Source organism: Photorhabdus cinerea (assembly GCF_011189575.1).
Lineage (GTDB): Bacteria > Pseudomonadota > Gammaproteobacteria > Enterobacterales > Enterobacteriaceae > Photorhabdus > Photorhabdus cinerea.
The window spans coordinates 112,829-137,553 of the sequence record NZ_PUJW01000008.1 but is presented as its reverse complement, the minus strand read 5'-3'; the positions used below and the strand labels follow the sequence as shown (position 1 = coordinate 137,553).

Below are 24,725 nucleotides of genomic sequence, written 5' to 3'. Positions count from 1 at the left end.
ATGACCACATCATTAATATATAAATTTTTTTGCACAAGTCAGTCTATTAGAGCAAGCGCTAATACGCCTGTAATCTAAGCCGCTCGGCCAACCCACTGCGCCTTTGAGTTGGAGTTTGAATGGCCTGACGCAATACGGCATCATGTGCATAAAGAGTCAGTTTTTCTCTAGCCCGAGTCATCGCTGTATAGACCAGCTCTCGGCTAACAACCGGTGCAAACTGCGTTGGCAGTACCAGAGCCGTATGTTCAAATTCTGAGCCCTGCGATTTGTGTACGGTCATCACATACGCTGTTTCATGCTGTGGCAAACGACTTGGCTGAATGCCTTTAATCTGTCCATCAGGTAGTTGAAAATAAGCACGAAGCTCATTATTTTCGTCCCTGAGCATAATGCCGATATCACCATTAAACAGGCTAAGTGTGCTGTCATTACGGGAGATCATAATTGGTCGGCCTGCATACCCACGGCTGAAAATCCCAGTAGGGCGACGGATAAGCCCCTGACGATGTAATAGCTGTTCTATACGCTCATTAAGTCCACTAACACCAAATAGCCCTTCTCTAAGTGCACATAGCAGGCGGTAACGGTTAAATTCATCCAAAATCGCTTTGGCAGGTGCTTGCTTTGCTACCAATTGCAAATAAGAGCGATAACCCGATACTGTTTCAATCAACAACCGCTGATAATCCTCATCATCAGACAATCGGTAAAAACAAATATCATTCAATGACTGTTGCAGAATAGAGAGAGCTTGCCTGCTCTTTCCCTGATTAACTGCCGCAGCAAGCTGACCAATCCCTGAATCTACATCAAAACGATAACTTCTGCGCAAAAGGCACAAACGGTCACGAACTTCCGGAACATTCTCCTGTTCACCTGCAACTAACTGGCATCCAGTCAATCGGCTTAGCTGTTCTGCCCTTACTGCGCTATATCCCATCTCAGCAAAACGGCATACATCCCCCAATACAGCTCCAGCCTCCACTGATGCCAATTGATCACGATCACCAAGCAAGACAATTTTTGCATATGACGGCAACGCATCAATCAACCGGGCCATCATGGGTAAATCCACCATTGAAGCTTCATCCACCACCAATACATCCAAACTCAATGGGTTATTTCGGTCATAGCGTAACCTCTGGCTATCCGGCTGAGCCCCCAATAAGCGGTGAATTGTCTGAGCCTGAGCTGGCATAGATTCAAACTGTTTCTCCGTCAGAGGAAGCTTTCTGACAGCACTGTTAAGAGATTCCGTCAATCTGGCCGCTGCTTTTCCCGTCGGAGCAGCCAGTCGGATCACCAGATTTTTATCAGGATTAAGTTTGATTAAGGCCGCCAGTAACTTAGCAACAGTTGTTGTTTTCCCGGTTCCCGGCCCACCAGAGATAACCGAGACTCTGCTAGTTACCGCGACAGCAGCAGCCATCTTTTGCCAGTCCATGGTCTCACCAGATAACATAAATAATTCGTCCAGAATAGCTCTCAGTTGCTCTTCCTGAATACTATCCGTTGATTGATGGCTGGCAGAGAAAAACGCTGCGACCTGGCACTCACTTTGCCACATCCTTTGCAAATAAAGTCGGTTATGCGAAAGAACAACGGGTGTTGGCTGAAAACCATTACTAACAGCAGCACAATTCTCCAATGCCTCGCGCAAGCTCGGCTCATCAGGGTTCCCTGCAACTTGCCATAACTGTTCTGCAAATTCACGTTGCCGCCCATCAAAAAAATATTCAGGCATTATCCGGTTAACAGGTAGACAAACATGACCAGCCCCGGCCTCAGCACTCAACAGTGCCATCACCAACAACAGAGCAGGATCTTCATCCCCAATCAACGCATGAGCAAACTGTAAATCCAATGAGCGCAGAAGCCTGAGATCTACTGCCTGTTGTAATAATGAAATCATCAGTTTTTCTCTTTCTCAGGTTGTTCATTGCCACCGAAAAGCAGATCCAAAGCATTAACAAATTCGGCTGATGGCCGACAACTAAAAATACCATTTCCCGGTTGTTGTTTATCAATTCCTCTCAAGAACAGATAAATCACTCCGCCAAAATGTTGTTGGTAATCATAATTAACCAATCTGTGACGCAAGTAACGATGCAGTGCTAGTGTATAAAGCTGATATTGCAGATCATAACGATGCTCAATCATAGCGGTTTCCATCGCTTCACGGGTATACGCCTGACTACCATTTCCCAACCAGTTTGACTTGTAATCCAACACATAGAACCGATCTTGCCAACAGAAGACTAAATCAATAAACCCTTTCAGCATCCCTTTCACCTGATGAAACGCCAGTTGGGGACAACGGGCTGAAACAGGGTCATAACGACGCGTCACTGCATCTAGCTCCTGAGATCGCAAAAGTTGTTCAACTGGCAGATAAAACTGCATTTCATTCTGCTGGTGATGAAACGGAATTTCTGAAAGCGCCATACCTTCATCATTCAAGGGAGTCGTAAAAATATCTGCCATCCATCGCTGTAATATCTCACTCCAATGTTCATCAAACCCGGCTGATTTTAGTTGTTCAGCCAACCATTTCTCATCAGGTAATTGGCTAAAATTGAGCTCTTCTAATATTGAATGCAAAAAAGTACCGGCAGAAGCCCCTCGTGGAAACGTATGTGGTGTCATTTCAGGTTGTTCTGCTATTTGTTTTTCACCACTGGCATCAACATCCAACTTTGGCGCGATAGACTGAACAATGACCTCAATAGTCTCTTCCCCAACAATACGGGGGGAAGTATTGCCATGATGAACAGCAGAGTTTTGCAGACCAGAATAACTGGTGATCCGCCAATCATCCTGAATCCTGCGATTAAACTGCCTTGCCGACAGCAATAAATCATTTTGGCTTTGTGATTTCCATGGATTATCATCAGTATCACTGATTGAAGAGACAATAATCCCATCCCCATTTAATTCTTTAAGACATTTCGCCAGAAAATCAGCATCACCTTTAACGCCCTTTTGGAGCAGGTAACCCAGAGCGCATTGATGCAGATCGGTATCCCCGATCTTCTTCTTATTGCCTTTTATCAGCGGAGCCACGCCGACACTGCAATGGTAAACAGAACGCGTCAATGCGACATAAAGTAAACGCAAATCTTCAGCCAACCGCTCTTGCTCAGCCAGTTTGATAGTTTCCTCATCAGGGAAAATATCAAGACAAGCATTAAAGCTTGCACGATCATGATATATCGCCTGTTTCTGCGTTCTGAAATTACAGGCAAATGGCAACCATACCAGCGGGTATTCCAGACCTTTAGATTTATGGATAGTACAGATTTGTACCAAATGACGATCACTTTCCAGCCGCATCTGCTGGTTTTCTGATTGTGGATCAGGATGAGATATTTGCTGAGCTAACCAACGAGTGACTGCATGTTCACTATCGAGTTGTAAAGATATCTCTTGCAACAACTCACCAATATGCATCACATCCATCAAACGTCGTTCACCGTCATAACTGGCAAGTAAGTTCTCAGCAATACTATGGTTTGCCATTACCGCTCGTAACATAGGCAGCACCCCACGACTCTGCCACAGACGAAAGTAACCATCAAACTCATCAACTAGCTGATCCCAAGCCTTTTCATCATGATTCAGTTTGTCTATCTGCCGAGCAGTCAAACCAAATAAACCACTAGCAAGCGCACTTCTCAAAACCCGTTCTTTCTCTGGTGACAACACAGCTTGCAATAACCAAAGAATATCCTTTGCCTCCGCGGTATCAAATACACTCTCTCGGTTAGAAAGAAATACAGAAGGGATAGATAACAAGTTAAGTGCATCACGGATCAGTATGGCTTCTTTTCTGCTACGGACCAGAACAGTGATGTCAGCCGCAGTAACAGGCCGAACCTTCTCATTTTTATGTAACAGAGCACGCCCTTCACTGCCAGCTTGCAACCAATCACGAATTTGTGCCGCACAGAATCGTGACATCGTTTGCTCGTAATCTCCGGTAGAAACACCTTCCCCTGGTTGCAACCAGAAATTCAATGCGGCCTGCTCCTTAGTATCATAGCTAAAAGCAAGCCCCCGGTTTTTCTCCGCAGCAGAAACCTCAACAAAAGGGATCTGTTCAAACAAGAAGGGATTTTCTGAACGCATAAACAACTTGTTTACTGCCCGTACCATTGAATCAGCAGAGCGCCAGTTTGTCTCCAAAGTATAGTGAGCACTTACCTGAAAGCGAGCGCGCATATAAGTGAAGATATCGGCGCCACGGAATGCATAAATAGCCTGTTTGGGATCGCCGATAAATAACAATCCATTTTCAGGCTGATTGCCATAGATGGTGTGGAAAATCCGATATTGCTGTGGGTCGGTATCCTGAAATTCATCAATCAACGCAACCGGATAGCGCTGACGGATAGTCTGGGCAAGCAAATCACTACCTGGACCTTTCAGAGCATCATCAAGACGGGTTAATAAATCACCAAACCCCATATGACCACGCATTAATTTTTCCTGACGGATTGACTGGCGAATCTCAATAATAGCTCTGGAGATAATCAAATCACGTAAAGTCAGTGGTTGCTGATACAAATTATCTATCACAACAAAAAGTGAATGCTCAGGTGCATCACCTTTTTTTGTCTTTTCTACTAATACCGACTGCCGGAATTTCTCCAGCTCTTTTGGCAACTGATAATCTTCTGTAGGTTCCTGGGCCCAATCAGTAACTCTGTTCAGCCAGTTTGGTAAGTGCTTACTACTGTAACTTCTTTTATCTACACCAGAACCCGCGATTACATCATGCAACTCTCCGACAACTTCATTCCATTGACACTTAACTCCACAAATCAACTGCGTAATTTTCTCATGACGGCTTAACAGCGTTTCATCACTGTTTGGCGCATCAACGATATATGGCATATCCCCTTGCAAATAAGGATGTAATTCGGCCAACAGTGCTTCCGGCCCACTCCAATCCTGGCTGATAACCTGAGCCATCGATAACGACAATGGATAGCAGTGGCGCCGCCAGAAATCGGCACATCCCTGCCTCTCTAGTGGATGTTCATCCTGAATTAATGTCTGTTCAAACAAGATCCCGGATTCAAAGGCATTATGTGCCAGCATTCTCTGACAGAAGCCATGAATGGTATAAATCGCGGCCTCATCCATCTGTCGCTCGGCAGCCAGCAACCAGATAGCGGCTTGCTCTCTATCCGGAATTTCATCCAGTAGCTGTTGATAGGCAGACTCTGAATCTTCTACTTCGTTTCGAATACAAGCAAGGCGAAGTTCATGAATGTTTTCACGGATACGCCCACGTAACTCATCTGTTGCTGCCTCAGTAAATGTCACCACCAGAATTTCTTCCACGCTTAAAGGCCGTGGAAAAGCAGCATCTTTCCCCAGTCCAAGTAGAAGACGGAGATATAAAATACCAATGGTGTAAGTTTTACCCGTCCCGGCAGAAGCTTCGATCAGCCGCTGACCATTCAGCGGCAGAGTTAATGCATTAAGCTTGTGGGCAGATACCTCTGTGATCACTGAGCTCTTACCTCAACAGGCAACTGTTGCTGAAATTCAGTAACATCATGATAGGTTTTCCAACCTTTCAATTTCGCATATCCATCTGAGTTCCCTGATTTACCAATCACTTGTGAAATAAATGACAACCCCCTATGTTTGTTTACGGCGTCCCGGTAAAAATTAATCAGTTGCTGCTGTGTGGTTTTCTTTAGTACCTCAAGCATTTTATCTCTACTGTCGAAACTAAAGTTATTACGGCTGAAATCACCAGAGAAACGAGCAACTTCGGCATAGAACGTTTGTGGCGGTTGCTGACGTGCATTAATCCGTGCGTTCTTGTACTGCTCAAAATCAGTTTGGGACATGGCTTCCAGTTTACTGCTCGCCTTTTGGTAGAAATCCTGATAACGCTGATTCAGATATTTTGGTTGCTTGCTATTACTTTGTAGTAGAAAACCCAGCCCCCACTGTTCCCCAACACTGGTATTGAAAGCAAACACCGCATATCCCAGCTGTTCTGCTGTTCTCAATTGCTCATAGAACCACGGCTTGAGCATATTGCTTAGCAAGCTCGAATAAACATAGCTTTCTATACGGTTATAACCGGTCGGAATATAAATTTCTGCCAAGGCACTATCAGTACTGCTACCAACACGCTGAAAATTAACTTGGTAATTTTTATCAATCACTACCTTATCCCCACTCCACCAGCTATTTCCTTGGTTTGCCAGTTGATTATGGGCGGATTCAGCAATTATTTTGCTCTGCTGTTCGGTCAAGTTTCCAATTATCATCATCTGCAAAGCAGAATTTTTTATTAATTCATGGCGATACTCAACAATATCCTGAACGGTGATAGTCTTCAGTTCTTTCAAATGAACGGACTGTTCTGTGTAAGACACCACAGAAAGACGTTTCAGCGGCTGCATAGCCATGTCATAAGCTTTACCGTTATTAGAAACCTCTATTTGTTCACGATACCAAGATTTAGCTTGTTCCAGTTGATTCTCAGTTGGCATAAACGCCATGTAATCATTAATTAGAGAGGTTAGAAGTTCTGGAAGATTCTGAGTGTAACCACTTACTCCTAATTGCAGCCCGTTCGCTGAACCAGTAGAAATATTCATTCCTGCAACAGAAGCTTGATAACCAAGCTGATCAAGGGAAAGCCGCGCCAGATAATCAAGTAAAGAGAAAGTTACCTGCTTACGGGCACTATTCAGACTTTCGGCGTTGCGCAAATCAAGAGTGATGTTGGCTTTTGGTTCATCAGCAAAATATTGGCTTGACATATAAAGCAGACGAAAATTCTGCTGTTCAAGAATCATCTTTGGATGTTTCTGGCTTTTACTTGCCTTTATTAACTGCAAGTCATCGGGAATATAAGGATTTGGCACAGGCAAAGAAAAGTTCATCTGTTTTCCGAGCTGCTGCCATTTCACCATTTGTTGTGATGTGATTCGATCAACTTGATAAGGTGCCTGAACAAAATAGGCTTGTTTATTGTGCGGCTCTTTTGGACTGATATACCAGATACGTGCATTCTCAGGGGCCAATTCATCAAGTCGGCTGGCGATTGCTTTTGGGTTATAGTCATCAGCCAAATAACCGGCATTGAGTACATTGGAAACAGGAACCCGCAACATAGCATCCGATAACCATTCGATATAATTCATATTACGAACAATAGAGCCGTACTGGAAAGACAGGTTCAAAACCTTAGCGATTTCATCAAAATAACTTTTCTGAATGCCTTTTTGTTTTAGCAAATGAATATAAGTGAAAATAGCAGCAACGACCTGATCCCGCTGTTCAAGCCCTTTGTCTGTCAAGGTAACATAAATAAAAAATATACCTTTGTTACGGTCAACCATCGGTTCAGCTCCGGCACTGATACTTTCTGCCAGCCCCTGAGTTTGCAACCAGTCTGATAATGTATTCAGGCTACGATTACCTATCATATAGCCGAGATATTCATCCGTTTTACTGCGGAAATCAGCACTGTTATTGTCAATACTGAACTCTAATTGCAACGCTTTTTGCGGCTGAGCAGGAACATAATGGATGACAATCCCTTTCTCTTTTTCTGTTACTGCTGGGACAGTAATAGCGGGCACACTGGCTTTTCTGTCAGGTATCCGACCAAAAGTATCAACAGCTATCTGAGTTAGTTTATCGATAGACTGATTGCCGTAAATGACACCTTTCATCAGATTGGCTGAATAATAGCGTTGATAGAAATCCACTAGCTCTGTCTGTAATTTACTCCCTGGTTTATCTTTCAATGTTTCTAGATTACCACCAGAAAAACGAGCATTTGGATGCGCAGGATTCAAGGTTTCTGAGCGTATTTGAGCAACCCGCATCCCATCACGAGAACGCGCCATTGTCAGTTCTGCATTGACGGCGTTTCGTTCCCGATCTGCATTAACTGGGTCAAGCAAAGGTTCTGCCAGTGCATCAGCCAGACGATCTGTCGCATTAGCTAACGCTTCATTTTCCACTTCAAGGTAGAAAGCCGTGCGATAAGAAGCAGTGCTGGCATTATAACTACCACCGTGTTTTTGCAAAAACTCAGATAAACTACCCGACTGTGGATAACGCTGAGAACCCATCAGAACCATATGTTCCAGATAATGTGCAAGCCCAAGCTGGCTGTCAGGATTTTCCATACTACCAACTGGAATCGCTACCGCTGCCAGAGATTTCGTCGCCTTTTCATCAGACACCAGCAGAACCGTCATATTGTTCGCCAATTTTATTCCCTGATACTGACGATGATCATTTCCGCTTTTATAAATTGTCTCTTGCAGTGGCTGCCACTGTTGTGTTTTCGCATAGCTTGCCGTTCCCCAAACAAGCAGGAACATCACAACAATCATGCGGACAAAATGTTTATGCATTATCTGGTATTCTCCCTATGTATTCTGATATCGCGCTATCGGTAACAAATAACTGAGCGCTTCTTGTTTAAGTTTTGCCAAAAATAATTTATCAACTTGCCTGAAAGCCCGCTGAACATAAGGATCATCACCTTCACCTTTGCGTCCTTGATCTCCAAACCATGTTTTCAGCAACTGGCTTTCAGCTTTTAATTGGATTTCATCACTGTCATCAATCTCACCGGTTTCTTTATTCATGCATGCTGAAAGCCACATCCAACCACTTTGACAAAATAGCGGCAAAGGTGCCGATATTCCTCGCTGATAACCTTCAACCAATTGATTCAGATAATCTTTCGCTTGTTCTGAAGCTACAGGAGCAAAACGCCACTCGTTGTTGTCACGCCCATAACTACGGCTTTCACCCTCACCACCAGCAAGACAGTAAGCCAGATGCTCAATCCATAATTGCATACCATCATTTGCTGTCAGACTGGCTGGACGCCAACGTAACAAGCCATCCGGCTGTACCTTACTAATTCGCCCTGTCAGAACAACCTGACCTAAATCATGATGTAAATCGACAGACAAAGTTTCCATTTGTTGTTCACGAATCTTATCCGCCAGAGGTTGCATCTCCTTTTGCTGCTTCAACCAATAAACTTCACCAAAAGCGCCAAAAGGCAACCCTCCAGCAGCACGAAGACGATTAAAAAGCGGTTCAGGTGATTGCTGCTCAATCAGCGTATTCAGCAATAACTGATTAAATTGATAACGTTGAAGGTTATCCAAAATGAAAGGCTCTTCCTCTGGTAATTCCGTTTCTTCAATAACAAAGTTTACTTTCAGGCAACGTTGGAAAAAAAACCTGACAGGATGACGGTAAAAACGACTCAAATCATCCAGTGTAATCTCCTGAATTTGTTCCGCTTCAATAGGCTGACAAAATTCAGAATGCGCAGCCCCTTGTTCAGACGCTGCCGGCAGCCATTCTCCTGCATAGCTTTGCTGATAACTGCCCGGTATAAAATTTTCCGGTGCAAATGGAACGCGAGTATGAAGACACAACAGATGTTTTCTGACATTAGCGGCACTTTCATCAACATTCAGCTTTTCATTTCCTGGCCAGCAGAAGCTTTGGCAAACATAATCCAGTAATTCATTAACCAGTACTGAAGGATTGCATTCCGTATCATCACGAATGGATTTACCAATGTAACTGATATAGAGAAATTGTTCGGCAGATATCAGAGCTTCAAGGAATAAATAGCGGTCATCATCCCGCCGTTTTCTGTCTCCTCTTTGGCTTTTCTCTGCCATCAAATCAAACCCAAGCGGTGGAATTGAACGGGGATAAATACCATCATTCATCCCCAATAGGCAAACAACCTTAAAAGGGATAGAACGCATCGGCATCAGGGTACAAAAGTTTACAGATCCAGCGAGAAAACGCTGACTGATTTTTTCATTATCAAACCGAAGCGCCAATTCATCCCTTAACAGAACCAATGGCACGCTTTCCTGATAGCGGGCATTCAGCCCATTGCCTATGACTTTCTGCCACTGCTGTTCTATCATTGCCAGCACTAATTCGGTTTCACTGTCTGATGCAAAAAATGTTTCCAGCAACTGTTGGCAGACAGGTAACCAACCCTCTAATGTCTGGCTTTCACCAAGAATTTTGCGCCAATGGCTCAGTTGCATTAAAAATTCAGCCAATTGACCCGCAAGCTCCGCAGCTAACCCGCTGGATTCATCATAAGGCAATACATCTTTCCAAGGGCCTGACCGGCTATCCATTGCATAACCCAACAACATTCTGGTCAGCCCAAAACGCCATGTATGCTGGCCTGTTACCGGCAAGGATAACTCTTCCACATTATCGTCATCCAATCCCCAGCGAATACCTGATTCATCAACCCAACGCCTTAATAAACGCAACCCATCTTCATGAATTCCAAATTTATTTGCTAACGCTGGAACTTCCAGCAACGCTAAAACCTGCTCAGTAGTAAAACGGCTTTGAGGTAAATCAAGCAGTGTAATAAATACCTGTAAAACTGAATGCGCCTGACGAGCCTTACGATCAGAAATGGCAAATGGAATATAACGTTCAGCAGAAGCATTACCAAACACCGCCTGAACATAAGGGGTATAACTGTCAATATCCGCAACCATCACAATAATATCCCTTGACGTCAGTGATGGATTATCTTCCAGTAACCGTAGAAGCTGATCCTGTAAAACTTCCACTTCACGTTGAGGGCTATGGCAAACATGGAAAGATAAAGAACGATCCAATGGATTAAGCTGTCGTTTTTTCAGGCTATTTTCAAATGTTTCCTTCGTTGAACCAATTTGAGTATGATCTTCCAGATAAAGGAGATCCCTTTGGAGTTGATGTAATACATTATCTGGTTCTAACTCAACAAAGGCGTGGACATCTGAACTTTGCTCAAGCTGCGACAATAAATAAAGATTATCACGACCTAATCGCCCCCATGACGCTAACAGAGGATTACTGACATCTTGTTCACCTTCATCATTAAACAGTGATTGAGCATTGCCAGGATCTTTAAAATATTCCAGTTCTTGCTCACTCTTATAGTGACGTGGCTTACGGCTACTCATTTTTGCCAGAAAAGTATAATTCTGAATATCTCCCCAATAATATTGACATGGATTAGTAAACATCAGGTGAATATCAATATGCCGTCCCAATGCCTGTAAAGCTTGTAAATAAACAGGCGGTAAGGCAGAAATACCACAGATAAATACCCGTTTTGGTAAACAAGCTGAAAAGTCAGTCTTGTTTTCCAGTGTCGAAATAAAACGCTGATATAAGTTAGCACGATGCCATTGAGGTTGTTGCAACTGGTGAGTATATTCCGTCAGTTCCAACCATAATCTTTTCTGCCACAACTGATTATCACTCAAACCATCAATAAGCTGTCCTTGCTGCCAACTTTCCAACCATTGCGGACGATAAACAAGATATTGGTCAAACAGGTCAGCAATTCGTCCAGCCAATTGATGAATCTTCCGTTTATCAAAATCTTGATCAAGGTAGTGCCTGAGTGCGACAAATTCTGCTTCTGGCAATAATTGAGGCAATAATGCCATCAATTTCCATGTCATAGCATCTTTACTGAAAGCGCTTTCTTTAGGAATATCAGGCAATACTTTAGTAAACATATCCCATATAAAAGTCGCCGGAAGTGGAAACGAAATATTAGCTGATATGCCTATTCTTTCAGCTAGTTGGATTTGCAGCCACTGTGACATTCCTGGGCTTTGTACCAAAATGACTTCCTGTTCAAACGGATCAGGCAACGGATTATCCCCGATAAATATTGCTATCAATTCTTTAAGAAGATCTAACTGGTTAGAATGATAAACCTTGAACATCAGGACTCCCGTTTGAACAAATCCATCGGCTTGATTTACTTTGCTGATTATAAGGTGTTGTTACTATAACTGTAAGCTGATAGCAATCGTGCGACTGATAAGTCGTCTGAAATTCAGCATGCCATCCCGGTGGCGATGTTATTTCTAGTAAAGGACTTTGACCTGCAATTAATTCGTATTGTTCCAGGTATCCATGAGATAATTTGTCTGCCCTTGATTGTTGCCAATGTTGCTGAAACCCAGATAATAACGCCTGATGATAACGTATTAATCCTAACAAAGAGACAGAAAAGACCATAACGGCAACCATAACTTCGGGTAAACTCATTCCTGACTGATGATCATGAAAAGGATCTGATTTCATGAGCAAAACCCCATATCTACTTCGGGACAAAAATCTAACCAACCACTTTCTACCGGAACAAGAGAATCATTTCCACCATAAGAGACTAATTTCATCCATTGATATAATCCAACAGATTGTCCAGATGCCACATCTGCCACACCTTTCAGCAGAAAAAAATTACTCGATTGCCTTTTTAAACAGCTTGTTAGATAGAACTCATTCTGTTGCTGACAATACCACTCTTCTGTTCTATCACTATGAAGCGGCCATGACTGAGCCATTCCCCATACCAATGAAGATTCTGCTTGCTGAAAAGCATTTAAATATCTGCGTTCATCAACCATCATGATTAATGCGTTATCCAGATGATAGTGCAAAGCTTTCAGCATCATAAGACTCACAGCCAACAACATTAGTACTGAAATCAGCAATACATTACCTTGCTGAAATTGAAGACAGATATTCGGAGAATGCTCAGCCATGGTACCTATTCCCTGATATTGCGCAAACGTATTACTGCCTGATATTGGTAGTTTATTGATGGATGTTTAAACCAATGTGCAATAAGCATCAATTTAATAAAAACTAAACCATCGTTTGTTCGTAATTTTTCAACTGTAAATGAATCTACTCCTATTTCATTTGGATCAAATAGTCTTTCCCAACCATTTTCTTGACAGTTACCCGCACCTCTTTTCCACTCGACTGACCTATTACTAAAACGATAGCCGAAGAATTCTGATTCACTGTGTTCTGGTGGTTCCCATAGGTTATTAACATTAAGATCATAGGCAATAATTAGGCATGAATTCTCACTTTCATCATTTTTATTATTGATGAATATTGGATTCCCATCGCAATAATGTTGACAATATCCAGCACGACGAATGTCTTTCTCTATAATATGCAATGTTTGTTTAACGAAGTAAGCCAAACGATATCGCTGATATAATTCCATTATTTGTCTGGTGAAAACCGGATAACTTTTGGCAATTGCCATTAAGATAATACTACCAATAGCCATTGCGACAATCACTTCTAATAATGTCATTCCAGTTTGGTTTTTACTTTTCATTATTCAAATATAACACCAATTATTTTATAGGAAAAAGTACAATTAACTACAAGCTGGAATACTATTAAACTTATTATTACTACATGTTCTTACCCTGCCTCGTGAAGAAAAAATAACAGATATTTCACCTGCGGAATTAACCAAATTAAAACTTGCAGGTATCATCGTGTTTCTTATTCCATGAAACGCTATCTGCTCCCTGGTTGCTGAAGTTATAACAACATCCTGATAAGATGATCTTATTCCTTCAACATTCTCCAAATCACAATCAACAGATGCAGGGTTGGAAAGCGCTATGCACCAATCTTTTCCAGTTTTTAACCACAGTACCACCTCTTTGTTCAGATAATTTGCTAAAGATTGCTGCCTGGCTATAAATGTCAATATTTTCTGTACTGACTCCTGTAATCTAGCCCTTTCTTGATGATTACCCCATTCTTGTACTCCCCATAACGAAAATATTGAAACTAAAATAATAACAATCATCAACTCCAATAAAGAAAAACCTAATTGATTATCTATACCATAACTGCCAATTATATTAATATTATTTCCCATTAGTAATTCCTATATCCTTTCGTAAGACATTTTATTTATTTAAAAAACAGAATAAAGACACAATTAAATCTTATGCGAGAGCGAATCAATAAAAAAATAAGAATATATTATTATTACATTTAATTTGTGTAGAGCTTCGCAAAAATCAATAAGGATAAACGTTTTTGTTTCTTATTATTGTAATACACAGTAAATTCACATGATTATGAGAGAAAGGGGTTCCCAAAATGCAATCGAAGAAAAAATAATGTATTTTCAAATAAGAAGCTCATTTTATTAAAGAGTTATACCCTATGGATTTCAAGATGCAGCGCGGCGGTAAGTGAACGCATCCCCAGGAGCATAGATAACTATGTGACTGGAGTGAGTGAAAGCAGCCAACAAAGCAGCAACTTGAAAGATGAAGAGTATAGATATCAGTAATGACTCTTTCTAGCACAATGAACCCATCAGGACATGTTTGACCAATGTGCCATTCTAGTTAGCAAAAACCGCCGTAAACCCTTGCCCAGTGCGGGCGGGGATATAAGGCGAAAAGCCCAAAGGGCCTTAGGGCGGGCTACTGCGACGTATCCTGACTGAATTGATATCTGCCGATAAAACAGGCTAACATGAATGCACTTTATCAATGAGCGCTGAATATGTTAAGAGCGACCAAAGTCCGCCTCTACCCCACACCCGAACAGGCCGGGTATCTTAACGGCCAGTTCGGTGCGGTCCGTTTTGCGTACAACAAGGCGCTGCACATTAAAAAGCAGGCTTACAAACGTCACGGCGTGAGTTTAAATCCGCGCAAAGACCTCAAGCCGCTCCTGGCGGTCGCGAAGAAATCCCGCCAGTAAGCCTGGCTCAAGGCATATGATGCTATCGCGTTACAGCAGGCGGTGCTCAATCTGCATACCGCGTTTGATAATTTCTTCAATCCGAAGTTGCGCGCCCAATTTCCCACGTTCAAACGCAAACAGGGCAAGCAATCCAGCTATCACTGTGTTGGGGTGAAAGTGCTGGAGGGCGCGGTGAAGCTCCCGAAATTGTCACCGATAAAGGCGCACATACACCGAGAAATTGAAGGGGAAGTGAAGAGCATTACGCTGTCTCGCACCGCCACGGGAAAATATTTCGCCGCTATCCTGTGTGACGATGGAAAAGATGCGCCGGAAAAGCCGGACGTTATCCCCCGCGTGACCGGTTGCGATATGGGTTTGTCCCACTATCTTATCGAGTCGACCGGGGAGAAGGTCAATAACCCGCGTCACCTTATCAACGCCACCCGTAACCTGCGTCGTAAGCAGAAATCGCTGTCCCGCAAACAACAGGGCAGCGCTAACCGCGGCAAGGCCCGATTACATCTGGCGGCAGTCCATGAGCGGGTAGCCAATGCCCGCGCCGATTTTCAACACAAACTCTCCCGAACAATGGTTGACGAAAACCAGGCGATCATTGTTGAGACGCTAAAATCGGCCAACATGATGAAGGATCACCGCATTGCCCGCGCTATCGGGGATGCGGGCTGGCATGGCTTCATCAAAAAACTGGAATACAAAGCCGCAGCGGCGGGCGTCCATCTGGTCAAACTGGATCAGTGGTTCGCCAGTTCGAAAACCTGCCATTGCTGCGGTCACAAAATGCCGGAAATGCTGCTGCGTAAGCGGAGCTGGCAATGCCCTTTCTGCCGAGTCGAACATGACCGCGATATCAATGCGGCGATCAACATCCAGCGCAAGGGCATAACAGCATTACAGGCGGCGGGACTCGTCGTTTCTGCCCACGGAGGCCAGCGTAAATCCGTCATAAAGACGGTGGCGGCCTGAGAAGTGGGAAGCCTCGCTGTTTTTTACGGCAGGGAGCAGTCACTGCCTTAAACAGTTTCGGTACCGATCCCTGTAGAGTCTATTTTATTAATATCAACATCTATTTAATGTTCACATTTTGCAAAATAAAAATTCACATATTGTAAAATTTTGTTTTTAGAGTATACTATCCGAACAACTAAGGAAGGGGAACAATGCGGGTTATATCCAGAACACCATTTATTGAGGCGCAAAAGCGTTTCCCCCATGAACGTGACGCTATACAGGGTGTATATCTCCTACTTAAATCACTAAATGTCAAAACCCCGCTTGAATTAAAGCAGTATTTCCCCAGTCTTGATCGTTTTAAGTATCGCGCTCGATGGTGGTGTATTGATATTGGTGGTAACAATGTCCGGTTACTGGCCTTCATCGAGTTTTCAATGGGGCACTGTTACACTAAACACATCGTATCCCACACAGAATACGACAAGTTAACCGACTATTACCGGAGAAACAGAGCATGATCAATTTTGTAGTCGTTCAGGAACGGGCTAACGCTCTGTTTTCAGAGATCCCTTGGCTGACCTACATCAATACCTCAGAACAGCACAAAGAAGCACTGGATTTGATTGATGAGCTTTTTAAAAACTATGAAAATAACAAAGGGTTAATTGAAATTCTAGCTACTGCAATTGAACGCTATGAAGATACTGCCCCTGAATTTGCAGAATTTAATCAGGCTATTGAAAATATTCCCACGGGGGTTGCAGCCCTGAGGGTTCTGATGGATCAACACGGCCTTAAACAAGCCGACCTTAAAAACGAAATCGGGGGAGCTTCCCTCGTATCACAAATTCTGAGTGGAACGAGGTCACTGACAGTAACCCATATAAAAGCCTTGAGTACACGCTTTAAGGTTTCTAGTGCAGTTTTTATCGATTAGCTTTATCTGTTCCCTCAGGGAGACAATTTATAATAAATTGTCTCCCTCCAGATTGTTGCTAACAACCAAACAACTAAATAGCAACCGGTGCCTTTATTCCTGGATGCGGGTCATAATCAACAATTTCAAAGTTATCAAATTTATAATCAAAAAGTGACTCTGGCTTACGCTTAATCACCAGTTTTGGCAATGAACGCGGCTCACGACTGAGTTGTAATTGCGTCTGCTCCATATGGTTACTATAAAGATGTGTGTCACCACCGGTCCAGACAAAATCGCCCACTTCCAGATCGCACTGTTGTGCCATCATATGCACCAACAATGCATAGCTGGCGATATTGAACGGCAAACCAAGGAATACGTCACAGGAACGCTGGTAAAGCTGACAGGAAAGTTTGCCATCAGCAACATAAAACTGGAAAAAAGCATGGCATGGCGCTAATGCCATTTTATCCAGTTCACCCACATTCCAAGCCGAAACGATAATTCTACGTGAATCTGGGTCACTTTTAAGCTGTTCCAGTACGGTTTTCAGTTGGTCGATTTGGCGGCCATCCGCAGCCCCCCATGCACGCCATTGCTTACCATACACAGGTCCCAAATCGCCGTTTTCATCCGCCCATTCATCCCAGATAGTGACATTATTATCATGCAGGTATTGAATATTCGTATCACCATTAAGGAACCAAAGCAGCTCATGAATAATTGAGCGAATATGGCAACGTTTGGTTGTAACTAGCGGGAAACCATCTTGCAAATTGAAACGCATCTGATGCCCGAAAATGGAGATAGTGCCAGTCCCGGTGCGGTCTGCTTTCGGAGTACCTTCTTCAAGCACTCTTTTCATTAAGTCCAGATACTGTTTCATTTTACCTCTTGTACCTTATTACCTTGGCATTTGTATGCCCATACCATCATTAAAATTCCTGCCAGAATCATTGGAATAGAAAGAATCTGCCCCATGCTGATCCCATCAAATAATCCCAGTTGTGCATCCGGTTGACGGAAGAATTCCACTATTATCCTGAAAACACCGTAACCAATTAAGAATAAGCCAGAAACACTGCCCATTGGACGAGGTTTACGGATAAATAAATTCAAAATAATAAATAGGACGATCCCCTCCAACGCCATTTCATAGAGCTGTGAAGGATGGCGGGGAAGAACACCATATTGTTCAAGTATTGATAGCAATGAAGGATCAGTTGCTGCCAGAGCAATATCTTCACCACGGGAGCTGGGGAACAACATAGCCCACGGCGTATCCAATGTGACACGTCCCCATAATTCGCCGTTGATAAAATTACCAATTCTCCCCATACCTAAACCAAAAGGGACTAACGGGGCAATGAAATCAGAAACTTGTAAGAAGTGGCGTTTAGTTCTACGGCCAAACCACCACATAGCGCAAATAACCCCAATCAAGCCACCGTGGAAAGACATTCCTCCATCCCAGACTTTAAACAGATAAAGAGGATTATCGAGAAATACCGAGAGATTATAAAACAGCACGTAACCAAGACGACCACCAACAAAAACACCCACAAAACCCGCATAGAGTAAGTTCTCTACTTCGTTTTTTGTCCAACCACTATTTGGTTTTGCTGCCCTGCGTGTTGCCAGCCACATGGCGAATACAAACCCTACCAAGTACATAAAACCATACCAATGGAGGGATACGGGACCTATTGAAAAAATTACCGGATCAATATTAGGAAATGCCAGGTAGCTGTTACTCATCGTTCCCCACTTAATATTTAAAATTAATGCCCTAAAGCAAATGATTGCGAACCATAGCACAGGCCGTTAAACGGATTAAATGCCACCTCTGACCAAACCGCCAACCCCATGCTGCTCCATAAACGTTGCAGATAGCTCCTTTACTCTTACACTAGTTTCAGCCTGTAGCACTTCGGCCATTAACTTTTCAACCTGAGCTATCTCTAGATGGCGTAATAAATATTTAATCCTTGGCACACTACAACCACTCATGCTCAAACTGCGATAACCAAGGCCAATCAATACCAGAGCTCCCATAGGAGAACCCGCCATCTCACCACAAACACTGATAGCAAGACCTGCTTGCTGGCTATTTTCAAATACCAGTTTTAATGCCCGAATTACAGCCGGATGCAAGCAATCATAAAGGGACGCAACGTGAGTGTTATTTCGATCCACTGCTAACAGATACTGTGTCAGATCATTGGTTCCAATCGAAACAAAATCGACCCTGTTTTTTAATTGTGGCAATAGAAAAATCACTGAAGGAACTTCAATCATCACACCAAGCTGTGGCATAGGTATCTGACGCGCCAAAATTTGCTCAACTTCTTCTTTAGCCCTGTCTATCAACCGCTTAGCTTCATCAACTTCCTCCATGCTGGTCACCATTGGCAGTAATATTTTCAAATTACCCGTATTGACATTAGCTCTGAGCATAGCTCTAAGCTGAATAAGAAAAATTTCTGGTTGATCCAAGGTCACTCGTATACCACGCCATCCCAAACAAGGATTTTCTTCTCTAATAGGCATGTAAGGTAGTTGCTTATCTGCACCGATATCCAATGTACGCAATACCACAGGTTTATCGGGAAATAATTGCAGCATCTCCTGATAACGGGCTTTTTGCTCATCTTCTGAAGGGAAGCCTCTGTGCAACATAAAGGATATTTCGGTTCGATAGAGACCAACACCGTCAATACTATTACCTATCTGTAATTCATATTTTAGGCTTAAACCAGCATTAAGCTGAACAAGGATGCGTTCACCACTTTTAAGCCGAGCTTCCTGATCAACATCTCCCTCAGCCAACTTATTCAATGCTTTTTCTTCTTCGATAATCTGTTTATATTCCTGAGAAATCAGTGGTTCTGGCTCAATAAAGACTTCTCCACGGAAACCATCAAGAATAAGCATACGATTGTGAAGGAGTTCTGGCTGAATATCAGCGCCCATAATGGCAGGAATACCCATTGCACGAACCAATATGGCAGAGTGTGAATGAGTCGCTCCATCACGGACAATAACCCCCGCCAATCTTTCCTGCGGCATTTCTGCTAACAAATTAGCACTCAATTCATCAGCAACCAGAATAAACCATTCAGGCCACTGATGCCTGACAGTAGGTGAATCATCCAAATGAAACAGTAATCGCTGCCCAAGTGCACGTAGATCTGATGCTCTTTCCCGCATATAAGCATCCTGCAAGTTGGCAAATTGCTCTGCATATCTTTCAATGACTTGTTTAACAGCCCATTGCGCAACATATCCCTGTTCAATACAGGAAAACAGATCTTGTTTTAATTGGGGATCATTCAAGATGTAGGAATAGAGATCAAAAATAGCGGCAGTTTCTTTCTGAGAACCAGTAGTAAAACGCTTACTCAGCCGTCGGCATTCTGCTGTCGCATCTTCAAGTGCCTTAATCAGCCGAGAACGTTCTGCCACATGATCAAGAGTCGATGCTTCAAAAACTTGTTCAAGTGAAGGTTGGGAGCAATCCTGCCAGCCTTGAGCCATGACTATTCCATTGGAAATTGCCAGCGCTTTAATTCTGGTCTGCCGGTAATGACCAAACAAGCCTTTTGTTTGAGCCTGGGCAAGAATCACAGCCAGTTGCGTCGCAAGCGTCACCATAAAAGACTCTTCGCTTTCATTAAACAACCGTTGTTCCTGCTGCTGAACAACTAAAACACCTTGCAACTGGCGACGATAAATAACCGGAACGCCCAGAAAAGCGCGGAAGTTATCTTCTTTGACTTGGGGTAAATATTTGAAACTTGGGTGACTACGTATATCAGCCAGATTGATCAGTTCAGATAATTGCCCGACTTGTCCAACTACCCCCTCATCAAAAGCCAGGCTGATAATCCTTCCCCGGGGTTTCTTCAAGCCCCGGGTTGCCATCAAGTAATAACACCGCCGTTGATGATCAGCAAGATAGATAGAACACACATCTGTGTTCATAGCCAAGCAGGTTTCGTTCACCAATAGCTCAAGCGCTTCGGCTAGATTAGTCGCCATAGCAACTTTTTCAACAATTTCCCGTAAACGCATCAGCATGGAACTAACCTAACTTCTTTTACGACGATGAGAATATGAAGGACGCGATAGTGATAGGGTTTCCTGCATTGGCATCACAACCGAAGCAAATTCTTTCATCACACGCCGGTAAACATCACGCTTAAAAGAGACAACTTGCCGGACAGGATACCAATAGCTGACCCAGCGCCAACCATCGAACTCCGGCGTATTACTGTGCTGCACATTAATATCTTCTTCATTACAAAGCAGTTGTAATAAAAACCACCGCTGTTTTTGGCCAATACAGACAGGTCTTGTATCCCAACGCACCAAACGCTTGGGTAATTTGTAACGTAACCAATTACGAGTAGAAGCTAGAATACGTACATCTTTCCGGCCTAAACCAACTTCTTCATACAGTTCCCGGTACATAGCCTGTTCTGGTGACTCCCCCGGATTAATGCCTCCCTGAGGAAATTGCCAAGAATGCTGCCCGTAACGCCGGGCCCACAAAACCTGGCCTTGCCGATTACAAATTACAATTCCTACATTCGGGCGGTAGCCATCATCATCGATCACAGACTACCTCGATAAACTAAATTTGAAAGATGACTAATTGTTTCACACTACCCTCAAGTGGTAAACCTCTATCATTGGACTTTGCAGTAGCTAGCTAAATCTCTACAATAGCATCATCTCAACGGGGTGCTGGCTGTTTAAAACAGCCTTGCTGAGAAGTAAACCCGCCGAACCTGATCCGGCTAATACCGGCGTAGGGATTTGAGCTGCTAATCATTTCACAACAGAAATTATCTTTCTGTTTAGCGCTTCCAGATCCTTTGCCAATCCTCTTGAATTAAGGAGAGCAAAGTGTTTAAGACGTTATTTTCCAAATTAATCGTACTAGCGATATTATCAACCTCTGTTTTGCTATCTAGCCAGGTTGTACAGGCAAGACCGGTATTAACTGTTTATACCTATGATTCTTTTGCCGCTGAATGGGGTCCTGGGCCTGCAATTAAAAAAGCATTTGAGGCTGAATGTGATTGCGAACTAAAACTGGTGGCTCTGGAAGATAGTATATCTCTACTCAATCGCCTAAGAATGGAAGGGAAACGGGCCTCTGCCGATATCATTCTTGGATTGGATAACAACTTGATTGAAGCCGCGCAACAAACGGGCCTGTTCACTGAAAGTAAAGCGGATCTCAGCAAACTGAAACTCCCTGAGCAATGGCATAACAATGTATTTATTCCTTATGACTATGGCTATTTTGCTTTTATTTACAACAAAAATACTTTGCCACATCCGCCTAAAAGCATGGATGAACTGATTAATAGCCCCAATAATTGGAAAGTTATCTATCAAGACCCTCGTACCAGCACACCAGGACAAGGTTTGCTGTTATGGATGCAAAAAATTTATGGTGATGACGCCCCACAAGCCTGGCAAAAACTAGCTAAGAAAACCCTAACGGTCACTAAAGGTTGGAGTGAAGCTTATGGTTTGTTCCTGAAAGGGGAAGGTGATCTGGTCCTGAGTTACACGTCTTCACCGGGTTATCACATCTTATCTGACAAGAAAGACAATTACGCTGCGGCAACTTTCAGTGAAGGCCATTATCTACAAGTCGAAGTTGCTGCTCAATTGGCTTCCAGCAAGCAGCCGGAACTTGCCCAAAAATTTATGCAATTTATGCTGACTCCGGCTTTCCAACAGGAAATCCCAACCACTAACTGGATGTATCCAGTCATTGATATCCAGCTCCCTGAAGTGTATTCGCAATTTTCAGTACCAAAAAAATCGCTGCAATACAGCGCGGAAGAAGTCGCCAAACACCGTAACAAATGGATTCGTGCATGGCAAAGCGCTGTCAGCCACTAATTGCCGGATGGCTGCTGCCGGGGGCTATCGCCTCCGGTCTTTTACTGTTGGTCGCCTTGCTGGCGTTCGGTACACTTTGGTTTAACGCACCTGAAGGTAGCTGGCACCTACTGACAGAAGATAGCTATTTGTGGCATGTCGTACGTTTTACATTCTGGCAGGCTTTTTTATCAGCGCTGTTTTCTGTTATTCCGGCTATTTTTCTTTCCAGAGCGCTTTACCGACGCCATTTTCCAGGCCGAACCTTGTTTCTGCGCCTGTGTGCTATGACACTGGTTTTACCCGTACTAGTCGCTTTGTTTGGCATTCTGACTGTCTATGGCAAAGTCGGCTGGCTGGCGCAGTTCTGCGAATGGATCGGCATTGATTACCATTTCACACCTTATGGTTTACAAGGGATTTTGCTGGCACATATCTTTTTTAATATGCCACTGGCAACACGACTTTTACTGCAATCACTGGAAAACATTACGGTGGAACAACGGCAGCTAGCGGCTCAGTTAGGTATGAATGAATGGCAACATTTCCGTTTTGTTGAATGGCCTTATCTGCGCCGCCAGATCCTGCCAACTGGTGCACTGATTTTTATGCTCTGTTTCGCCAGTTTTGCCACTGTACTTGCTTTAGGTGGCGGCCCTGCTGCAACAACTGTCGAACTGGCAATCTATCAGGCGCTAAGCTATGACTACGATCTTAACCGTGCTGCTTTGCTAGCCTTGATTCAGCTTACCTGTTGCCTTGGCCTTGTGCTCCTCAGCCAGAAGCTTAACAGCGCTCTGTCTGTCGGCTATAGTAACCAACAGCAATGGCGTAATCCACAAGATACTTTGCCGAGAAAAATCTGTGATAGCCTGTTAATTATCGCGGCCTTATTACTGCTGGTACCACCATTACTAGCTGTCGTCGTGGATGGTCTAAATAGTGGGATATTTAACGTATTACGCCAGCCTGCATTGTGGCAGACATTTATCACATCAATCGTCATTGCTTTAGGCGCAGGGTTTCTGTGTGTTTTGTTCACTATGATGCTGCTGTGGAGCAGCCGCGAGCTATACCTGCGTCATTCCCCCCGTTGGGGACAAGCGATGGAAATGAGCGGCTTGTTGATCTTGGCTATGCCCGGCATCGTGCTAGCAACTGGGGTCTTTCTGTTGCTTAACGACACCGTTGGCTTGCCTCGTTCGCCCTATGGTCTGGTGATTTTAACTAACTCGCTGATGGCAATCCCTTATGCACTGAAAGTTCTAGACAATCCGATGAAAGATTTGGCAGCCCGCTATAACCCTCTGTGTCGATCCCTGAATATTCAAGGAATTAACCGACTGCGCTGGATTGAACTAAAAGCCCTGAAAATCCCGCTGGCACAAGCTTTAGCCTTTGCCTGCGTCCTCTCGATTGGTGATTTTGGCATTGTTGCGCTGTTTGGTAATGAAGATTTCCGTACACTGCCCTTCTATCTGTACCAACAAATAGGGGCTTACCGTAGTCAAGATGGCGCAGTCACCGCCTTATTGCTGTTATTATTATGTTTTATGCTGTTTAGTTTACTTGAACGCTTACCAGGACGACGTAATGCTTAAACTTGAGAATCTGACTTACACCTATGAACATCTGGTGATGCTGTTTGACTTGCAGATTCAGGCTGGGGAGCGTATCGCCATTCTTGGGCCCAGTGGAGCAGGTAAAAGCACATTACTGAATCTGATCGCCGGTTTTCAAACAGCAGAAAAAGGCTCTCTATGGCTGAATGGGGAAAATCACACCAATACGCCACCTTCTCAGCGCCCCGTATCCATGTTATTTCAAGAAAATAACCTCTTCTCTCATCTAACGATTGAACAGAATATTGGGTTGGGATTACATCCCGGACTACGTCTTAATAGCAAACAGAAACAGACGTTACAGCAAATAGTCTCCCAAGTTTCGTTGGAAGATTGCCTTACTCGTTTGCCTGCTCAACTTTCTGGTGGACAACGACAGCGGGCAGCATTAGCGCGTTGTTTAGTGCGCCAGCAGCCAATTCTGTTACTTGATGAGCCCTTTTCTGCTCTTGATCCAGCACTGCGTAATGAAATGCTGGTATTGCTGGAGCAAGTTTGCAATGAACGCCAACTTACTTTGCTGATGGTTTCACATAATCTGGATGATGCCGCCCATATAGCTGACCGCGCTTTATTAGTTGTTGATGGCAATATTCATTATGACGGATTAACAAATGCACTGGTTGCCGGCGCTGTTCCTGAAGCGACTATTTTGGGTAGGAAGGTCGATTCTAATTAGTCGTTACTAATGCCATCGCTATCAGAAT

The 24,725-nt window shown here is 43.5% G+C and carries 17 protein-coding genes, 1 pseudogene and 1 riboswitch; of the genes and pseudogenes, 6 read left to right on the top strand and 12 right to left on the bottom strand.

Annotation, left to right across the window (positions count from 1 at the left end; genetic code table 11):
- Positions 1–58: 58 nt before the first annotated feature.
- The 8 genes from recD to C5469_RS09670 are packed head-to-tail and all read right to left on the bottom strand — an operon-like array spanning position 59 to position 13,774.
- Positions 59–1,915 carry an exodeoxyribonuclease V subunit alpha gene (gene recD / locus C5469_RS09705; protein ID WP_166305460.1) on the bottom strand — a complete coding sequence of 619 codons (1,857 nt, stop codon included), beginning with the start codon at positions 1,913–1,915 and terminating at the stop codon, positions 59–61.
- Positions 1,915–5,520 carry an exodeoxyribonuclease V subunit beta gene (gene recB / locus C5469_RS09700; RefSeq protein ID WP_166305629.1) on the bottom strand — a complete coding sequence of 1,202 codons (3,606 nt, stop codon included), beginning with the start codon at positions 5,518–5,520 and terminating at the stop codon, positions 1,915–1,917. Before recB ends, recD begins: the two co-directional genes overlap by 1 nt.
- Entirely contained in the window at positions 5,520–8,408 is a 2,889-nt protein-coding gene (gene ptrA / locus C5469_RS09695) for a pitrilysin (RefSeq protein WP_166305457.1), read from the bottom strand. Before ptrA ends, recB begins: the two co-directional genes overlap by 1 nt.
- 15 nt (positions 8,409–8,423) lie before the next feature.
- Entirely contained in the window at positions 8,424–11,795 is a 3,372-nt protein-coding gene (gene recC / locus C5469_RS09690) for an exodeoxyribonuclease V subunit gamma (RefSeq protein WP_166305454.1), read from the bottom strand.
- Complete coding sequence (locus tag C5469_RS09685; RefSeq protein ID WP_166305451.1) at positions 11,773–12,159, bottom strand: prepilin-type N-terminal cleavage/methylation domain-containing protein; 387 nt, start codon at positions 12,157–12,159, stop codon at positions 11,773–11,775. Before C5469_RS09685 ends, recC begins: the two co-directional genes overlap by 23 nt.
- Positions 12,156–12,623, bottom strand: coding sequence for a YgdB family protein (locus C5469_RS09680; protein WP_166305448.1), 468 nt, complete (start codon positions 12,621–12,623; stop codon positions 12,156–12,158). The genes C5469_RS09685 and C5469_RS09680 overlap by 4 nt, the downstream gene beginning before the upstream one ends.
- Positions 12,624–12,628: 5 nt before the next feature.
- On the bottom strand, positions 12,629–13,216 hold the full coding sequence (locus C5469_RS09675; protein WP_166305445.1) for a prepilin peptidase-dependent protein: 588 nt from the start codon (positions 13,214–13,216) through the stop codon (positions 12,629–12,631).
- 42 nt (positions 13,217–13,258) lie between these two features.
- Positions 13,259–13,774 carry a prepilin peptidase-dependent protein gene (locus C5469_RS09670; protein ID WP_166305442.1) on the bottom strand — a complete coding sequence of 172 codons (516 nt, stop codon included), beginning with the start codon at positions 13,772–13,774 and terminating at the stop codon, positions 13,259–13,261.
- Between the two features lie 641 nt (positions 13,775–14,415).
- Here C5469_RS09670 and C5469_RS09665 point away from each other — a divergent pair.
- The 3 genes and pseudogenes from C5469_RS09665 (at position 14,416) to C5469_RS09655 (ending at position 16,510) form a co-directional block, all read left to right on the top strand.
- Positions 14,416–15,585: pseudogene (locus C5469_RS09665) on the top strand (RNA-guided endonuclease InsQ/TnpB family protein).
- A 194-nt stretch (positions 15,586–15,779) separates the two neighbouring features.
- On the top strand, positions 15,780–16,091 hold the full coding sequence (locus C5469_RS09660) for a type II toxin-antitoxin system HigB family toxin (protein ID WP_166305439.1): 312 nt from the start codon (positions 15,780–15,782) through the stop codon (positions 16,089–16,091).
- Positions 16,088–16,510, top strand: coding sequence for a helix-turn-helix domain-containing protein (locus tag C5469_RS09655; RefSeq protein WP_065824459.1), 423 nt, complete (start codon positions 16,088–16,090; stop codon positions 16,508–16,510). Before C5469_RS09660 ends, C5469_RS09655 begins: the two co-directional genes overlap by 4 nt.
- Before the next feature lie 73 nt (positions 16,511–16,583).
- On the opposite strand, the gene thyA is transcribed toward C5469_RS09655, so the two are convergent.
- The 4 genes from thyA to rppH form a co-directional block, all read right to left on the bottom strand.
- Positions 16,584–17,378, bottom strand: coding sequence for a thymidylate synthase (gene thyA / locus C5469_RS09650; RefSeq protein WP_166305436.1), 795 nt, complete (start codon positions 17,376–17,378; stop codon positions 16,584–16,586).
- Positions 17,375–18,250 (bottom strand): prolipoprotein diacylglyceryl transferase, encoded by an 876-nt coding sequence (gene lgt, locus C5469_RS09645; RefSeq protein WP_166305433.1) that lies wholly within the window; start codon positions 18,248–18,250, stop codon positions 17,375–17,377. The genes thyA and lgt overlap by 4 nt, the downstream gene beginning before the upstream one ends.
- A 75-nt stretch (positions 18,251–18,325) precedes the next feature.
- Positions 18,326–20,572: a phosphoenolpyruvate--protein phosphotransferase gene (gene ptsP / locus C5469_RS09640; RefSeq protein WP_166305430.1), complete on the bottom strand. Its 2,247-nt coding sequence runs from the start codon at positions 20,570–20,572 to the stop codon at positions 18,326–18,328.
- A 9-nt stretch (positions 20,573–20,581) separates the two neighbouring features.
- Positions 20,582–21,112, bottom strand: a complete 531-nt coding sequence (gene rppH, locus C5469_RS09635) for an RNA pyrophosphohydrolase (RefSeq protein WP_166305427.1) — start codon at positions 21,110–21,112, stop codon at positions 20,582–20,584.
- Positions 21,113–21,224: 112 nt separating this feature from the next.
- A riboswitch (TPP riboswitch) is annotated at positions 21,225–21,330 on the top strand.
- Between the two features lie 73 nt (positions 21,331–21,403).
- Between rppH and thiB the strand changes: the two genes are divergently transcribed.
- From thiB to thiQ, 3 genes are read left to right on the top strand one after another with little or no spacing between them, the layout of a single operon-like run.
- Positions 21,404–22,417, top strand: coding sequence for a thiamine ABC transporter substrate binding subunit (gene thiB, locus C5469_RS09630; protein WP_166305424.1), 1,014 nt, complete (start codon positions 21,404–21,406; stop codon positions 22,415–22,417).
- Complete coding sequence (gene thiP, locus C5469_RS09625) at positions 22,393–23,997, top strand: thiamine/thiamine pyrophosphate ABC transporter permease ThiP (protein ID WP_166305421.1); 1,605 nt, start codon at positions 22,393–22,395, stop codon at positions 23,995–23,997. The genes thiB and thiP overlap by 25 nt, the downstream gene beginning before the upstream one ends.
- Positions 23,990–24,697, top strand: coding sequence for a thiamine ABC transporter ATP-binding protein ThiQ (gene thiQ / locus C5469_RS09620; RefSeq protein WP_166305418.1), 708 nt, complete (start codon positions 23,990–23,992; stop codon positions 24,695–24,697). Before thiP ends, thiQ begins: the two co-directional genes overlap by 8 nt.
- Positions 24,698–24,725 lie beyond the last annotated feature (28 nt).

Coding starts and splice junctions, on each gene's coding strand:
- recD (WP_166305460.1), bottom strand. CDS start 1,915: ATGATTTCATTATTACAACAGGCAGTAGATCTCAGGCTTCTGCGCTCA.
- ptrA (WP_166305457.1), bottom strand. CDS start 8,408: ATGCATAAACATTTTGTCCGCATGATTGTTGTGATGTTCCTGCTTGTT.
- recC (WP_166305454.1), bottom strand. CDS start 11,795: ATGTTCAAGGTTTATCATTCTAACCAGTTAGATCTTCTTAAAGAATTG.
- C5469_RS09685 (WP_166305451.1), bottom strand. CDS start 12,159: ATGAAATCAGATCCTTTTCATGATCATCAGTCAGGAATGAGTTTACCC.
- C5469_RS09680 (WP_166305448.1), bottom strand. CDS start 12,623: ATGGCTGAGCATTCTCCGAATATCTGTCTTCAATTTCAGCAAGGTAAT.
- C5469_RS09675 (WP_166305445.1), bottom strand. CDS start 13,216: ATGAAAAGTAAAAACCAAACTGGAATGACATTATTAGAAGTGATTGTC.
- C5469_RS09670 (WP_166305442.1), bottom strand. CDS start 13,774: ATGGGAAATAATATTAATATAATTGGCAGTTATGGTATAGATAATCAA.
- C5469_RS09660 (WP_166305439.1), top strand. CDS start 15,780: ATGCGGGTTATATCCAGAACACCATTTATTGAGGCGCAAAAGCGTTTC.
- C5469_RS09655 (WP_065824459.1), top strand. CDS start 16,088: ATGATCAATTTTGTAGTCGTTCAGGAACGGGCTAACGCTCTGTTTTCA.
- thyA (WP_166305436.1), bottom strand. CDS start 17,378: ATGAAACAGTATCTGGACTTAATGAAAAGAGTGCTTGAAGAAGGTACT.
- lgt (WP_166305433.1), bottom strand. CDS start 18,250: ATGAGTAACAGCTACCTGGCATTTCCTAATATTGATCCGGTAATTTTT.
- ptsP (WP_166305430.1), bottom strand. CDS start 20,572: ATGCTGATGCGTTTACGGGAAATTGTTGAAAAAGTTGCTATGGCGACT.
- thiP (WP_166305421.1), top strand. CDS start 22,393: ATGGCAAAGCGCTGTCAGCCACTAATTGCCGGATGGCTGCTGCCGGGG.
- thiQ (WP_166305418.1), top strand. CDS start 23,990: ATGCTTAAACTTGAGAATCTGACTTACACCTATGAACATCTGGTGATG.